5 protein-coding genes are annotated in these 16,591 nt (G+C 69.0%); all 5 read right to left on the bottom strand.

Going from position 1 to position 16,591, the window contains the following annotated elements; all coding sequences use genetic code 11:
• Positions 1-7: 7 nt before the first annotated feature.
• On the bottom strand, positions 8-4,300 hold the full coding sequence (gene nbtC / locus IU450_RS15375; protein ID WP_416382876.1) for a nocobactin polyketide synthase NbtC: 4,293 nt from the start codon (positions 4,298-4,300) through the stop codon (positions 8-10).
• 34 nt (positions 4,301-4,334) lie between these two features.
• Positions 4,335-5,657 (bottom strand): polyketide synthase, encoded by a 1,323-nt coding sequence (locus tag IU450_RS15370; RefSeq protein WP_324197686.1) that lies wholly within the window; start codon positions 5,655-5,657, stop codon positions 4,335-4,337.
• A 16-nt stretch (positions 5,658-5,673) separates the two neighbouring features.
• Positions 5,674-6,432 (bottom strand): thioesterase II family protein, encoded by a 759-nt coding sequence (locus IU450_RS15365; protein ID WP_195150491.1) that lies wholly within the window; start codon positions 6,430-6,432, stop codon positions 5,674-5,676.
• A gap of 119 nt (positions 6,433-6,551) precedes the next feature.
• Complete coding sequence (locus IU450_RS15360; protein WP_195150490.1) at positions 6,552-11,132, bottom strand: non-ribosomal peptide synthetase; 4,581 nt, start codon at positions 11,130-11,132, stop codon at positions 6,552-6,554.
• A 334-nt stretch (positions 11,133-11,466) separates the two neighbouring features.
• Complete coding sequence (locus tag IU450_RS15355) at positions 11,467-16,536, bottom strand: non-ribosomal peptide synthetase (RefSeq protein WP_195150489.1); 5,070 nt, start codon at positions 16,534-16,536, stop codon at positions 11,467-11,469.
• Positions 16,537-16,591: the final 55 nt, after the last annotated feature.

Below are 16,591 nucleotides of genomic sequence, written 5' to 3'. Positions count from 1 at the left end.
GCCTCCACTACCCCCGGCCGCGCACGGCGATGAAAACTCGCTGGTCGAGCAGGGCGACCGGATGGTCGCCCGCGGGCAGGACCAGCTCGGGCGTGAGGCCTGCCGCGACCAGTTGATCCCGCCATTCGCGCTCGGTCAGGAAGATCCGGTCGGTGCCCGCCCGCACGTCGGTCAGGCCGGCGTGCGGCTGATCCTCCCGCGGCGACATCAGGAAGTGCACGGAGGTCAGCTGCTCGCAGTGCGCGTGGCAGGTCTCGATGATCACCACCGCGCCACCGGGTCGGAGCAGATCGTGCAGTTGCCGGAGGGTCACCCCGATGTCGTAGGCGTTGTGCAGCACATTCGCCGCGATCACGATGTCGTGGCGCGGCTGATCTCCCAGGTTCGCGTTCATGTCGACGATCCCGTAGCGCATCCACGGATAGTCGGCGAACCGCCGCTTCGCGGCCTCGAGGAAGAAGCTGGACACGTCGGTGAAGTGGTACTCGACCGGCAGTCCGGACAGCGCGGCCGTGACGTCGTCGGTGGTGCCGCCGATACCCGCGCCCAGTTCCAGCACACGCACCGGCGACCGGTCGCCGCGCAGGCCGTCGACCAGATCGGCGACCGCCCTGCCCGCCGCCAGGTTCAGATAGCGGCTGCTGAGGTTGTCCCGGTAGGCGGCCTCGGCCGTAGCCATGTCCCCGTTGGGGAACAGCAATTCCTGGACACGCATGCTGTCCTGAGCGAGTTCGGTCAGGTGGTCGTCGGAGGCTTGCAGGAAGGTCGCCAGCGGACGCGGATATCCCAGGTCCGCGCAGACTTCGACCAGGCTCGGCCTGGTCGGCGCCTGCACCGGCCGCACGTACCGGTAGCCGCGATCCACGTCGCCCTCGATGGAGCCGTTCGCGGCCAGCGCCTGCAACCATTGCCGCAGCAACCACCGGTGCCGCGGGGCGAATCGCATGCGCGTCGCGACATCGTCCACGGCGCGAACCTCGTTGTCGGACAGATACGGTCGCAGCGCGGCCAGCATGGCGCGCAGTCCGAACAAATCCATATCGTGCCGCGCGGAACGGAAGCGGTCGGCGTCGAAATCGCTCGGAACGGCCTGCTGGGCAGCCTCTTTCGCCCTGGCGACACGATCGGCGGCACTCGCCGTCGCACCCGAAGGCAGACTCCGCACCATCGGCGCCGACCGCGTCGGTGGCGCCACCTCGGCGACGACCGCCTGCGGCCCGGCGCCACCCGATTCGGCCCCGATGATCCTGACCACGTCGTCGAGCGAGGCGCCGCCGATGAGGTCGCCCACCGGCACGTCGGCGCGGAATTCGCTCTTGACACGCCTGCGCAGCTCCAGCGCCTGGAGGGAGTCCAGGCCGATCGCGACCAGCGGCCTGGTGCTGTCGATCGTGTCGGCATCGTCGGCGCCGATGATCTCGGCGAGCAACCGCACCATGCTGGCGGGCACGTCACCGGTCACCTGCGCGCCGCTGACCTCGCGGCCGGAATCGGCCACCGGGGCGGACACGGCGATCGGTGTCTCCAGCCCCGACAAGACGGGCCCGTAACCGAAGGCGCCGAGCACGGTGCGCCCGCGATCCCAGTCGAAGGCGGCGACGATCGCGTTGCCACGCAGCCCGCCGAGGCCGAGGGCGACGGCATCCGGCGAAGCCATCGGCAGATACCCGACCTCGGCCAGTTTCGCGAGGTCGGCATTGCCCTTGCCCTCGAAGACGTCCCACTGCCCCCACTGCACCGACACGCACCGCAGACCGTCGGCGTCCAGGCGCTGCGCGATCGCGTCGACCATCCGGTTCGCCGCCGCGTAGACGACCGTGCCGCGTCCGCCGAGTGTGGCGGCGAGAGAGGAGCACAGGACGATCTCGCAATCGTCGGCTCTGGTCAGCGCATCGAGCACATGCCCGATGCCGACGACCTTCCCGGACAGGGCTTGCTCGACCTGACCGTGGGTGATCTCGGTGAGTTCGAGTTCGCCGATCACCGAATTGTCCGCCGCCGCGTGGATCACCAGGTGCGCCGGGGCGTCCCGGAGCCGGTCGGCCAGCCGCGCGACGGACGCCCGGTCACCGATATCGCACGGCACGACCGTGACCTCGGCCGACCCCAGCGCACGGATATCGCGCAGTCGCCGCGTGACCGCCTCGGTCTCCCCCGACCGGCTCAGCAGCGTCACCCGCCGGGCCCCGTTGCGCACCACGTGCTCGCAGAACTCGAGCCCGAGACTGCCGGTGCCACCGGTGATGACGACATTCGCCGGGTTCGACGGTCCGCGCAGCAGCGCGGAGTGATCCGCTTCGACGAGCCGCTTGGCGTACAGATTGCCGTCACGCAGCGCGAGCTCGGGCTCCTCGGCCGTGTGCAGCGCGGTGACTATCGACGGTACCGCCTGCGCGTTCGCCTGGTCCGGAGCGAGATCCAGATGACGGAACGCGATACCGGGATATTCCGTGCTCGCCGAACGGAAGCCGGCGCTCGCGGCGGCGTGTACCGGATGCGGTGGCGCGTCACCCGGCACCGCCGCTTCACCGCCGACGGTGAGCAGCCAGTACTCGGTCACCCCCGCATCGGGCTTCGACCACCAGCGCCGCGCGCCGAAGAACTCGGCGACCTGCGCGACCGCGGCGGAACCGTCCAGCTCGGGAAGGCTGGGCAGCAACACCACGACGGTATCGATATCGCCGTCACCGCTGCCCGCTCCGATATCGAGCAGTCGTCCGCCCAGCCCCTGATTCGTCGCGTATGCGACCAGGGCAGCGGCGAGTTCGGCGCACTGACCGGTGTGATCGACGATGCCCAGCGCGCGTGGCGCGGTCATCGACCGCCGCACCAGCCGGACCCACTCTTCCACGAGCAGTTGCGGTTTCGGGGCGGCTTGGGCCACCGTGGCCGATTCCGGCTGTGCCGGGGCGGCCTGCGCACGCGACGCGGTGCGGGCGGACGATCTGGCGCCCCCGAGGGTGACATCGTGGGGAAGCCACAATGTCACCTCGTTCATCCGCACATTCGGGAAGTCCGGCAGCGGCAGCCGAGCGGGCGCGTCGGGGTCGACGCGCAGGCTCTCCCAGCGGTAATTCAGGTCGTTGACCGCGAGAACCGCCAGGTTCCTGGTGAATTCGGTCAGATCGGTCGCCGTGCGGCTCGAGGTGCCGCTCACCGTGGCGGCGCGATCGGCCGCGAATTCGGCGAGACTCTCCTCGACGGCCAGCTGCAAGGTCGGATGCTCGGCGAGTTCGACGAAGGTGTCGACCTCCCGCGCGATCGCCGCCGCGACGGCGCGGTCGAATCGGACCGGGTTGCGCAGGTTCCAGAACCAGTACTCGTCGACGGGGAGATCGGGAGTGATCGCATCGCCGAGCGTCGCACCGAGGCAGGCGATCTCGGAGTCGAGGAAGCGGGCGTTGTCCAGCCTGCTGTGCACGGCGTCGCGGATCACGTCACGGAACTCGTTGAGCAGACCGGTATGCGCCGGGTAGCGGACCCGGATCACGCGGGCGAACCGGCCGCGTTCGGCGAGCACATCCACGACGGCCCGCACGGTGTCGCGATCGCCGGAAATCCCCACCATGCGGGGCGAGTTCACCACCGACACCTGCGCCCACCCGGACTGACGCGCCAGCACGCCCTCGCACTCGTCCCGGTCGGCGGCGACGACCGCCATGGCATAGCGGTCGGAGGCGATCTTGTCGACCGCGCGGGCCCTGGTACCGACGACGACGATCGCGTCGGCGAGGGTCATCGCCCCCGACAGGTAGGCGGCGGCGATCTCCCCCTGGCTGTGCCCGATCGTGGCGGCGGCCTCGATGCCGACCGACCGCCACATCGCGCCGAGACCCACCATCTGCATGAACAGGGCGGGCTGGACGATCGTGGCGTTGTCGTCGGCCTCGGTCTCGGCGTCGAGCAGGTACGGCAGCGGGGATTCGCCGAACAGGTCACCGAAGACCGCGTCACAGCGATCGACCTCGGCGCGGAACGCCTCCACCCGGTCGTAGAAGAGTCTGCCCATGCCGGGGCGCTGGCTGCCCTGGCCGGGCAGCACGTACGCGAGCCGGCGCGCGGCGGCTGGTTCGGTGGTTCCGACCACCGCCGGGTGGTCGGAACCGTCGCGTACCGCCGTCAGGGCCGCGTCGAGATCGTCGCGGCCGGTCACCATCAGCAAGGCGCGGTGACGCCGCGCGACCCGGGTGCGCAACAGCATGTCAGCCACGCGATCGGCGGTGACGGCGGGGCGATCCGAGACGTAGGAGAGGATGGACGCTGCCTCTTCACGCAGCGTACCGGGGGTATCCGCCGACAGGAGAACCGGAATCGATCCGTCGGGCAGTCGATAGCTAGAAATCGTCGTTCTCCTCACGAACGGGCATCGCGATGATCGCGTGCGCGTTGGATCCACTCGCGCCGAACGAGGACACCGCGCCGTAGCGGACGCCGTTCTTCGGTTCCCATGACTGGAGTTGCGTGGCCAGCCGCAGACTCGACCGGTCCCAGTCCACGCGGGTAGTGGGCTTGTCGGAGAACAAGGTCGGCGGGATCTGTCCGTGCCTGCCCGCGAGCAGCAGCTTGATCAGACCCAGCATGCCCGCGGCCGCCTGCGCGTGGCCGGCGTTGGACTTCACCGAACCGAGCAGGGGTCGGGTACCGGCGGCGCCGTAGGTGTTCTGCAACGCGATCAGTTCGACCGGATCGCCCGCGCGGGTGGCGGTGCCGTGTCCTTCGATCATGCCGATGTCGGCCGGATCGATACCCGATTGCGCGATGGTCTTGCGGATCAGCCGTTCCTGAGCATCGGTGCGCGGCACGAGGATCGGTTTGCCCTTGCCGTTGTGATTGTGGTTGGAGGCCAGCAGGCGGCCGTAGACGCGGTGCCCGAGTCGCAGTGCGCGCGATTCGCGTTCGACGACGACGATGCCCGCACCTTCCCCCCACAGCGTGCCGGTGGCGTCGTCGGAGTACGCGCGGCAGTGACCGTCGGTCGACAGCGCGTTGAGCTTGGAGAATTCGTAGAAGACCCCGGGACCCCCCATGACGCAGACCGCACCGGCCAGCGCCCATTCGCAATCCCCGTCGCGCACGGCGGCAGCGGCGAGATGAACCGCGGTCAGGGAGGAGGCGCAGGCGGCGTCGACGACCATCGACGGGCCGATCAACCCGAGGCAGTGCGACACTCGTCCCGCGGCGCTCAGCAATCCGTAGCCGATCGTCCGAACCCCGGTGTACTCGTTGACTTCCGCCGCCACCGGTCCGTATTCCATCGGCGAGCAACCGATGAAACATCCGGCGTCCTCGCCCGCGAGCGAACCCGGATTCATTCCCACGTTCTCGAGCGCCCGCCACGCGACGCGCAGCGCAACGCGCTGCTGCGGATCCGTAGCAAGGGCCTCGCGCTTACCGATTCCGAAGAAGGCCGGGTCGAATTCGGCTGCCCCGTCCAGGAATCCGCCCGCGTCGCAGACGTTGCTCCATCCGTCGAGTTCCGATACCGACAGCAAATCCTCGACCGGCCAGCCGCGGTCGCGCGGAAAAGGCCCGACCAACTCCCTCGATGCCTCGAGCGCGGACCAGAACGATCCGGGACTGTCGATTCCCCCCGGCGCCTCGACGGCCATCCCGGAAATGACGATGTGATCGACGTCCTGCGCCGTTGCTGATGTCACCGCTGATCCTCGTATTTCATACCGCCGGTGCGGGATGCGCCTGTTCGGCGAGCAATTCCGCGATGGCATCGACGTGGTTGTGCAGATAGAAATGCCCGCCCTCGAACATCGTGACCTCGACGTCGTCACCGTGGCGGTGCCAGCCGTGCAGGTCAGCCATCGAGACGATCGGGTCGCGATCACCGCCGATCGCGTGGATCCTGGTGGCGACGCGGACCGTCTCCGGGCACCGGTAAGCCTCGGAGGCCTTGTGATCGGCCTTGATGGCGGGCAGCGACAGCCGCATGATCTCCCGGCTGGCGAGCACGTCGGAGTTGATGCCCTCCAGCATGATGAGGTGGTCGAGCAGCTCGTCGTCGTCTTCCGGTGTGGGCTTGCGATATTCGGCCCGCGACGGGGCAACCGCCGCCGAGATGGTGAGCTGCCGTACCTCGACACCCGCGGCGAGGGCGAGCCTGACGAATTCGAAGGAAACGAGCGCGCCCATACTGTGCCCGAATGCGACGATCGGCACATCGCGGTTGTAGTTCGACATCCGGAATTCGGCGAAAGCGCCCGCCGCAATTTCTTGGAGCGAGGTCAATGCCGGTTCGCCGGCACGGTCCTGACGTCCGGGATACTGGAAGATGATGACGTCGTAATGCGCACTGAACGCTTTGGAGAGTGTGCGATACGCGGACGCTCCCGCACCGGCGTGCGGAAAGATCAACAGCGGCAGCCGCTCGGGCGAATCCGGCTTGTGAAACTTTCTGATCCATCCCGGTTTGTGCTGCATAGTGCTACCCACTTTCGAAACTCCCGCCGACAACCACAGCGGAAGCAAACCCGCGAACCGTTCGATACATGGTGCAACGCAGCAGTTATCGGCATATCTTAGGTAAGGCTACCATAACTTTATGTATCGCACCGGCCGAGCGCCGCCACCAGAACCGCGACGCTGCGATCCCACAGCGCAGCCAGGCGGTCGATCTCGGACTGCGTGAACAACGCCGCACTCCAGCGCCACGTGATCATCAGCTGCGGTCCGCTCTCGGTGGTGTGGACCGCGGCGATCAGACCGAGGCAATAGCGCAGCGGCAGGTCGGGTTCCGGCGCGATCGGCACGGCTGCGGTCAGCGCCGGATCGGTGATCATCGACCACGTTCGGTCGGCCCGGCCGCCGAGATCCACCCGGCCCAGATAGTTGAACTCCACCTGAGGTTCGGGGGTGCCGGACAACTCCGGAACCGCGAGCACCGATTGCAGCAGCCCGAAATCGAGCCCTTGTTCCGGCACCGACGCGATGTGCGCGGCAACGGATTCCAGCAGTGCGCGGGCCGATGCCGGTTCCGCCTGCGCCCGGTCCACGTCGATGGCGTTCACGCCAGCGCCGAGCCGAACCGGGTAGGTGGCCGAGAACCAGCCGACGGTGCCGGAGGTGTCGGCCCCCACGACCGTGTCGGCCCGGCCGTGGCTCTCCAGCCCGATGAGCGCTCCGGCGTCCCAATCCTGGCCGCGCTCGCGCCGCCAGGACACCAGCGTCATCGTCAAGGCCGACAGCAGGAATTCCCGGACACCGTCGGCCCTGGTCAGCGCGGCGAGAATCTGCGCGGTGGTCGACGCGGGGACGGTCGCCGAGGTGAGCCGCAGCGATGACCACGTATCGCCAGGGAGCGGTTTGCGCTTCCCCACAGCGGGATCCGGGCCGCTCACCTGCTCGACCCAGTAGTCGCGCTGGGCGAGCACATCGGGCTGCGCGGCCCGCTCCCACATCAGCTGACACCAGCGCCGGTAGGAGGTGGGTTCGGCGATCGCCTTCGGCACCGCGCCGGACACGACCTGATCCCACGCCGCTGCCATGTCGGCCAGCAGGATTCCCCAGGACACCACGTCCACCGCGAGGTGGTGAACGGCGAGGAAAAGGCTGTCGCCACCGGGAGCACCGCGGAACCACACCGCGCGCACCATATCTCCGGCCACCGGGTCGAGCTCGTCGATCGCGAGGCGGCTGGCCGAGGCCAGCAGCTCGCCGAAAGAATCCGCTGGACCGTCGAATGCCCGACTCGCGAGCACGTCCGAGGCGGACACGCATCCGGGTTCGCGGGTGACGAGGCGCGGGCCGTCCTGCGTCTCGTCCAAGCGGGAGCGCAGCGTGTCGTGCCCGTCCAGCACCGCCTGCAACACCGCTTCGAGGTCCGCCCCGGTGATGCCCTCGGGCAGCGCGACCAGCACATGCTGGGCCAGGCGCCGGTACCGGGGCTGGCGGTGCATCCACGAAACGATGGGCAGCGGCAGCACCGGGCCGTAGTCGTCTCCGCTCGGCACACGCGAGGACACCTCGCCCGCCCGGCTGTCGATCGCGGCGGCGAGATCACGAATCGTCGGCGCCGCCAGCACCATGCGCACGTCGATCGCGATGCGGTGCCTGCGAGCCTTGTTCACCAGCGAGATCGCGACGATGCTGTCCATGCCGAGCGCGAAGAAGTCGTCCGTCACCCCGGGGGTGCGGCCGTCGAATACCTCGGTGAGCACCGCGGTGAGAGCCCGTTCGGTCTCCGTATCCGGCTCGGCGGAGCCCGAGACGCCCTCCCCGGTGAGCGATCGCTCGGCGAGCACGGCGAGTTCGCGCACGTCGAGTTTGCCGTTGGCGTTCACCGGGAGCCGCGGCAGCACCACCAGCCGCGCGGGAATCATGTACGCGGGCAGGCGATCGGCCAGCGCCGACCGCAGGGCGACCGGATCGGCGGCGCGGCCGGGTGCGCACACGACGAATCCCACCAGGGTCACCGCATCCCCCCGGCGCACCACGGTCGCGGCGGCGGCGGCGATTCCCGGCAGGGTTCGCAAGGCCGTTTCGACCTCGCCGATCTCGATGCGGTACCCGCGGATCTTCACCTGATCGTCGGCACGCCCCAGGTAACCGAGGTTGCCACCGGGCAGTCGGCGCACCAGATCGCCGGTGCGGTACATCCGCCTTCCCTCGGCGAAGGGGTCGGCGACGAAACGACCTGCCGTACCGGCCGGACGTCCGACATAGCCGCGCGCCAGCTGCGGACCGGCGAGATACAGCTCACCGATCACGCCGACCGGCACCGGGCGGAGCCTGGAGTCCAGTACGTAGGCGGTTGTTCCCGCGGTCGGCCTGCCGATCGTCGGCACATCGAGACCCGTGGCCGCGGGTGCGGTGACATCGGCGACCACCGCTTCGACGGTCGTCTCGGTCGGGCCGTAGCAGTTGTGCACCGCGACGTCGGGCAGGCCGCGCAGGCGATCCCACAGCTGTGTGTCGATGGCCTCACCGCCGAGGGCGAGCACGGCGGGCGGCCGGTCGAGCAGTCCGGCGGCCACCAGCTGCCGGAACATCGACGGGGTGGTATCGATCATGTCGATCCCGTGCCGCCGCATGCCGTCCACGAGGCGCTGCGCGTCGCGCATGGCCGCCTCGTCGAACAGGTGGATGCGGTGACCGTCGAGCAATCCGACCATCGGCTGCCACGAGGCATCGAAGCTCAGCGACCAGGCGTGCGCGATCCGCAGCGGCCGCCCCAGCCTTTCCACCGCGGGCCGGTACACCCGCTCCCGGTGGTCGGCGAAATACGCGGCCAGGGCCGCATGGGAATTGACCACACCCTTGGGTTCGCCGGTCGAACCGGAGGTGAAGATGACGTAGGCGCTGCCGGACGGATTCCGCGCGACCGGGGGCAATTCGGCGGTGGCGCGTCCGACGATGTCGAACTCGTCGAGGTCGAGCACGATCGCCGGGTCGAGATCGGCGCCGTGACCGGCGGAGACGAGTACCAGCTTCGGACCGGCCTGCCGGAGAATGGATTCGATCCGGGCCGCGGGCAGTGCGACGTCGACGGGCACATAGGCGGCGCCTGCCGCGAGCGTGGCGAGCACAGCGATGATCGCGCGCTCGCCACGCGGCAGCTGAACGGCGACGACGTCTTCCGGCCCGACACCGCGCGCGAGCAGCTCACCGGCCAGTCCCTTCGCACGTTCGGACAACTCCCGGTAGGTCAGAGCGGATGCGTCCGTGGTGAGGGCGACCGCGTCGGGAGTGGCGCTCACCTGACGCTCGAACAGCTCGAAGACCGTCACCCCACCCTCGCGTCCGGGTACTTCGGGCGTGGTCTCGAACAGGCGTGCCTCCGCGCGCGCCGCATCCGGCAGCACGTCGAGATCATCGGTGCGCAGATCCGCCGAGTCCGGCAGACGCCGCAGGACGGCCAGCATGGCCGCGCCGATGTCGTCCGGCAGATACGGCACCGATTCCCGCACGGCCTCGACGACGACGGCCAGTTCGTCACCGTGCACGTGCGAGACCGCGGTGAGCGGGTAGTGCGTCAGATTCTTGGCCATCATCGGCCGGAAAGTGACATCGCCGACGGTATTCGCGCCGACCGCGTCGTCCATGGGGGCGTTCTGGAAGACGAACATGGTGTCGAACAGCGAGCTGTATCCGGCCGCGCGCTGCACCGACGACAGACTCAGATATCCGACGTCGCGCATGGCGGCCGATTCGCGCTGCAGGCGCGCGCATTCGGACGCGACCGGCGCCGCCGGATCCGTGCGGAACACCACCGGGATGGTGTTCAGGAACAGGCCGATCATGCGTTCCACGCCGGATATCTGCTCCGGACGGCCCGTGACGATGGTGCCGTAGACGACGTCGGCGCGATCGGTCAGCCGCGACAGCAGGATCGTCCAGGCGAACTGCACGACGGAGTTCAGCGTCAGTCCGTGCTGCCGCGCCCAGCCGCGCAGCCGCGTGGTGTCGTCCGCGGACAGGATGAAGCGGGTGACCTCGGCCGTCGCGGAGGTCACCCCCCGGGCGAGTCCCATGCTGGTTCCGCCGTCGGCGATCATCAGGGGTCCGCTGAGACCGGCCAATTGCTCGCCCCACCAACGCTGTGCCGCCGACATGTCCTTGGCGCCGAGCCAGCCGATGTAGTCGCGGTAAGGCCGCACCCGAGGAAGCGCATCGGCCGAGCCCCCGGCCAGATACAGTGCCCGCAGCTCACCGAACAGCAGCCCGAGCGACCAACCGTCCAGCAGGATGTGGTGGATCGTCATGATCAACCGCCACCGCGCGGCGCCGTCCTCGCCCGGCGGCAGTGTCACCAGCGTGGCGCGCAGCGACGGTCCCTTGCCGAGGTCGAACGGGCGTGCCAGCTCCTCGGCTTCGACGTCGTCCAGTTCCTCCACCCGCGCTGCGCGTTCGATCCACGGCAGTTCGATCCGGCGCGGCACGATCTGAACCGGCTTGGGCACGTCGCGATCCCAGAACACCGCACGCAGATTCGGGTGGCGGCGCAGCAGCGTCTCGAGGCAACGGCGCAGCAGTGCGGCGTCCAGCGGTCCTTCGATGTCGACGACGAACGGGATCGTGTACACATCCTGCCCGGCACCGCTGAGCTGGGCCAGCGAGAACAGCCCCTCCTGCAATGGGCTGAGCGCCAGCACATCCTCGATCTCCGCAATGGCCTGACTCATACCCGTTCTCCTGCCTCGCTGCCTGCGCCGCGTCGTCGACACCCGGTGATCCCGGCGTTCCGAGCGGCGTATCGCCGACGCCACGAATTCGCCGGCGGCACCCGTGGATGGCGCCAGCACGTCGTCGCTGTCGTCGATACGGCCTTCACCCCGCCAAAAAGGCAAGGCTTGCCTAACTCAGAGTGATGGTAACCCACGCCGCCGCCGAGATATAGAGATGTGGTTTGGCTAACCTAATGTGTCCCGAGCGCATGTCCCGCAGACCCGACCGCCCCCGCCCACACGGCGAATCGTGTGAGCGAGGGCGGACGAGATCCGTGCCGCGACAGCGCGATCAGCGTTGCGCCGCCCACGAACTCTGGAGAGCGGCCAGCGTGTCCGCGTCGAGCCCGGAGGCCGACATCGGGGCGTGCTCTTGTTCGTCCCCGGCGTCGTCGGGCGATACCGCGGGCGGATTCGCGATGGCCTCGTCCACCGCCGCGGCCAATTCCGCGATCGTGAAGTGCTCGAAGATCATCTGCGGGCTCAGCGGCAGACCGGCCTCCGCGGCCCGCGCCGCCCATTTGATCGCGATGACGCTGTCACCTCCGAGGCCGAAGAACCCGTCCTCGCGGCCGACCTCGGTGATGTCGAGCAGTTCCTCCAGGATCGCCGCCAGCGTGCGCTCGGTCTCGGTCTGCGGTGCGACATAGCCGGATTCGAGCGCGGCGGGCGCGGCGTGCCGGACCACCGAGCGGCTGGTGTCCCAGCCCTCCGGCAGGACGTCGATCTCGGTGAAGGCCAGGTCGGGCTGTTCGGCGAAGGCCCGCAACACCCCCACCAGCACATCGGCGAAGATCTCTCCGGTCTCCGCGAGGTACAGGTCCGGATTGACCACCACGCGCGCGACGAGGTCACCGTTGGTCTCCACCGAATAGTCGAGGTGGAAGTCCATGAACGAGACGTCGTAGTACCCGGCGATACCGGTGAGCACGGTCGACCCGTCTGCGGTGAACGGCACGGGCACGGGGCGGTGCCGGAAGTGCATCATCACCTGGAACAACGGATTGCGCGACAGCGAGCGGGCCGGATTCAGCGTCTCCACCAGACGTTCGAAAGGCACGCCCTGGTGACTGATCGCGTCCAGCGCCGCGTTGCGCACGCGCTCGAGCATGGTGCGCGGGGTCGGATCGCCCGCCACGTTGTGGCGCATCACCACCACGTTCGCGAACAGGCCGACGAGTTCGTCGGTCGTCCGACCGATCCGGTTGGCCACCGCGGCGCCGATCGCCACGTCCTCACCGCCGCCGAGAATGTTGACGACCGCGGCGCTGACCGCCTGGCAGAGCATGAATTCGGTCGCGCCGACCTCGTCGGCCCTTGCGCGCAGCGCGTTCCAAGTCGCCGCGGGGAGCACGCGGGCCGCGCTGAGGCCGTTGCGGCCGAGGACGGGCGGACGCGGGTGATCGTGGGCGACGGCGATCTCGTCGGGCAGGCCGTCGAGCGTCTTGCGCCAGTAGTCCAGCTGCGCCTGTCCGTAGGCACTGACCTCGCGGTTGGCGCCGCGATCGAAGATCTCCCGCTGCCAGATCGCGAAATCGGCGAACTGGATGGGCAACTCGGCCCAGCCCGGGGCGGCCCCGTTCGAGCGGGCGCGATAGGCGACGGTCAAGTCGTCCAGGAAGATCTGGCACGACCGCATGTCGGCGATGATGTGGTGCATCAGGATGGACAGCACGTGCGTCCGCGCATCGAGTCGCAGCACCCGCAACCGCACCATCGGTTCGGCAGCCAGATCGAAGACGTAATCCCAGTCCGCGGCCAGCTCTTCCTGGAGCCGGGCGTCGACATCGTCGGCCTCGCCGATGTCGACCAGCGGCACCGGCACCGGGGCTGGGGGCGCCACCAGCTGATACGGCGTCCCTTCGTATTCGGGGAAGGTGGTCCGCAACGATTCGTGCCGGGCTACCACGTCATCGATGGCGGCGCGCAGCGCAGCCACGTCGAGCGGACCGTCGAAACGGACCGGGTAGCTGACGTTCTCGCCGTCGATCGCGCCCTCCAGCCTGCGCTGGAGCCAATAGACCCGCTGCGAGTAGGACAGCGGGATTCGTTCCGGACGTTCCCTGCGCACCAATTCGGGCTTCACCACGCGTGCTTCGACGATCGGCGCGGGCTCGGTGGCCTCGTCCTCGTCGAAAGCATCGATCTCGTCGAGGTCGATGTCGAACTCGTCGCGGAAGGCGGTGACCAGATGGGCGGCCAGCGCGGTGACGGTCGGCTTGTCGAACGGGACGCGCATATCGATCTCGATGCCGAACTCGGCCCGGATCATGGTGATCAGCCGCGCCGCGAGCAGCGAATGGCCGCCGAGTTCGAAGAACGAATCGTCGGCGCCGACCTGCTCGCGGGTGAACAGCGTGGCGAACAGTCCGGCGATGCGGGCCTCGGTAGGCGTCCGCGGCTCCCGGTACGCGCGGGTTTCGGCGAAGGCGGGCGCGGGCAGCGCTCGCCTGTCCAGCTTGCCGTGCGCGGTGAGCGGAACCTCGTCGATGACCGCGAACGCCGAGGGAACCATGTATTCCGGCAGCGTCACCGCGACGTGCGCGCGGACCTTGTCGAGGTCCACCTCGGCGCCCGGAGCGGGCACGACGTAGGCGGCCAGGACCGGGCCGAGCATCTCGTGCTCCGCGACGATCACGACACAGTGCGCGACCGACGGGTGGTCGGTGACGGTGGCCTCGACCTCACCGAGTTCGATCCGGTGTCCGCGCACCTTGACCTGTTCGTCGGCGCGGCCGATGAATTCGATCTCCCCCGCGGCGTTGCGACGAGCCAGGTCGCCGGTGCGGTAGAGCCGCCCGCCCGCCAGGAAGGGATCGGCGACGAAACGTTCCGCGGTCAGGCCGGGCCGGTGCAGATAGCCGCGGGCCAGCTGGCGTCCGCCGAGGTAGATCTCGCCGACGACCCCGGAAGGCACCAGCTGCATGGCGTCGTCGAGCAGGTAGAGGTACACATTGCGGTTCGGCAGTCCGATCGGCACGATGCCGTTGCCCTGCGGGCCTTCGACCTCCATGTGCGCCGAACACACCACCGCCTCGGTGGGGCCGTAGTGGTTGCGCAGGTCGGCGTCGAACTGGGCGGCGAACCGGTCGGCCACCTCGCCGGGCAGCGCCTCGCCGCCGACCGGAACGCGCCGCAGTGTGCGCCAGTCGTTCACCTCGGGCAGCACCAGGAAGGTGGCGAGCATGGACGGCACCATGTGCAGCACCGTGACGCCGTGGCGAGTGACCAGATCCGCGACGTAGGGGATGTCGCGGTAGGCGTTCGGCTTCGGAATCACCACGCGCGCGCCGGCGGTCAGCGTGACGAAGATGTCGAGCAGCGATGCGTCGAAACTCACCGAGGTCGATTGCAGCACCCGGTCCTGCGGGGTGAGATCCCATTCCGCGTTGAAGCCCGACAGATGCTCGGCGATCGCGTCGTGCGGCACCGGAACGCCTTTCGGCTTGCCGGTGGAGCCGGATGTGTAGATGACGTAGGCGGTATTCGACGGGTGCAGCGGCGTCGTGCGGTCGGCGTCCACCGGGTCGCGGTCCGGCAGCGCCGCGGCGTCCTGTTCGGCCGCGGCCACCGTCCCCGTGTCCAGCGTCAGCACGGGACGGGCGTCGTCGAGCAGATATTCGGTTCGCTCGGCCGGGTAGGCGGGGTCGATGGGCAGGTACGCCGCGCCCGCCTTCTGCACGGCCAGGATCGCGACCACGAATTCGACCGAGGTGGCCATCCGCAACGCGACCAGGTCTTCGGGGCCGACGCCCTGCGCGATCAGCCAGTGCCCCAGCCGGTTCGCGCGTTCGTTCAGTGCGCGGTAGGTCAGTTCGACCTCGTCGGAGACCATCGCGATGCGCTCCGGCGTCGCGCCCACCTGCCGCTCGAACATGGCGATCATGGTGGTCGGCTGCTCGTCGACGAGTGTGCCGTGCGAGATCGCGAGCAGATTCCGCCGTTCGGTAGCGCCCAGCAGGTCGAGATCGCGGATCAGTCGCGCCGGATCGCGCAGTGCGCTGTCGAGCAGTTGCACGTAGTGGTCGAGCAACTGGACGACCAGCGATCGTTCCAGTTCATCGACCAGATAAGTTGCCTCGACGCGGGCACCCGCGCCGTCCTGGACGACCATCAGGCCGAGCGGCTCCTGCGCGACGACGCTGCCGAGGGCAAGTTCGCTCGCTTCGATTCCGGGCAGGTCGAATCCGTTGGCCGCGCCGCGCACACTGAAGCTGAGCTGGACCAGTTGCGCCATGGCGTCGCTGCCCGCCACCCGCTCCGGGCCGACCGCCTGGATCACGCGATCGACGCCGACGTCCTGGTGGGTGAAGGCGCCGACCACGGTCTCCTTCGTCCGATCCAGCAGCGCCGCGAAGGTTTCCGCACCCCGCGGCGTCGCGCGGATCAGCAGCGTGTTGCCGAAGTATCCGATCAACGCCTCCGCCCTGGCGTCGCGACGGTTGGTCACCGGCATGGAGACCAGGAAGTCCGTTGCCGCGGTGTAGCGATGCACCAGCGCTTGGAAACCCGCGAGCAGCACCATGTACGGGGTCGCCGACCGCGCCCGCCCGGTCGACGCCACCAGCTCCATCAGCTCCCGCGGCAGCTCGCGAACCACGCGTTCGGCGTTCTTGGATCCCGCCCCGCCCGCCCGGCGGCTCGGCAGTTCCAGCCGTTCCGGCAGGGGGGTCAGCGCGTCGCGCCAGAAATCCAGGCCGGCGCTCTCGTCGCCCTCGGATCGCCCGAGCACCTCGACGTCGACGTACTGCGCCCTGACCTCGGGCAGGTCACCCTCGCCACGGTAGGCCGCGTTCAGTTCGGTGAAGAACACCGGCCACGAGTCGTCGTCCCAGCCGATGTGGTGGACCACGAGGACGAGCACGTAGGACTCCGCGCCGACCCGGATCAGCGTCGGCCGCAACGGCAGATCGGTGGTCAGGTCGAACGGGCGGGCGAATTCACGCCGCGCCAGGACCTCGACCCGCCGCTGCAGCACGCTGTCGGGCAGGTCGCTGAGATCGTGCCGCTGCCAGGTGAGTACGGCATCGTCCCGGGAGACCTGGTACGGCTCACCGTCGTCGCCGACGTGGTAGGTGGTGCGCAGCACCTCGTGCCTGGCGACGACGGTCGCGAACGCGGCCTGCAACCGTTCCGGATCTGCGAGTCCGTCCAGCCGGTAGGCCACGCAGACATTCAATGTGGTGTCGCTGGGATCGAGCCGCTGGACGAACCACATCCGCTGCTGCGCCGCCGACAAGGCGCTCGGCTCGCCGCCGCGCCGGGCCGGTGCGGCCTGCTCCTGCGGCGATGCCTGCACGCCCTGCTCACGCAAACGTCTCTGTAGTAACTGCTTGCGGCGCTCGAGAATGTCGTCTGCCATGTCCGTCCTTCGAATCGTCTGTCGGGCCCGATGTCCGGACATGCCGGACGGGCGG

The sequence above is a fragment of the Nocardia abscessus genome, assembly GCF_015477775.1.
GTDB classification, from domain to species: domain Bacteria; phylum Actinomycetota; class Actinomycetes; order Mycobacteriales; family Mycobacteriaceae; genus Nocardia; species Nocardia abscessus_A.
The sequence above is the reverse complement of the archived record's forward strand: the minus strand, read 5'-3'. Positions and strand labels throughout refer to the sequence as shown.

Coding starts and splice junctions, on each gene's coding strand:
- IU450_RS15365 (WP_195150491.1), bottom strand. CDS start 6,432: ATGCAGCACAAACCGGGATGGATCAGAAAGTTTCACAAGCCGGATTCG.
- IU450_RS15360 (WP_195150490.1), bottom strand. CDS start 11,132: ATGAGTCAGGCCATTGCGGAGATCGAGGATGTGCTGGCGCTCAGCCCA.
- IU450_RS15355 (WP_195150489.1), bottom strand. CDS start 16,536: ATGGCAGACGACATTCTCGAGCGCCGCAAGCAGTTACTACAGAGACGT.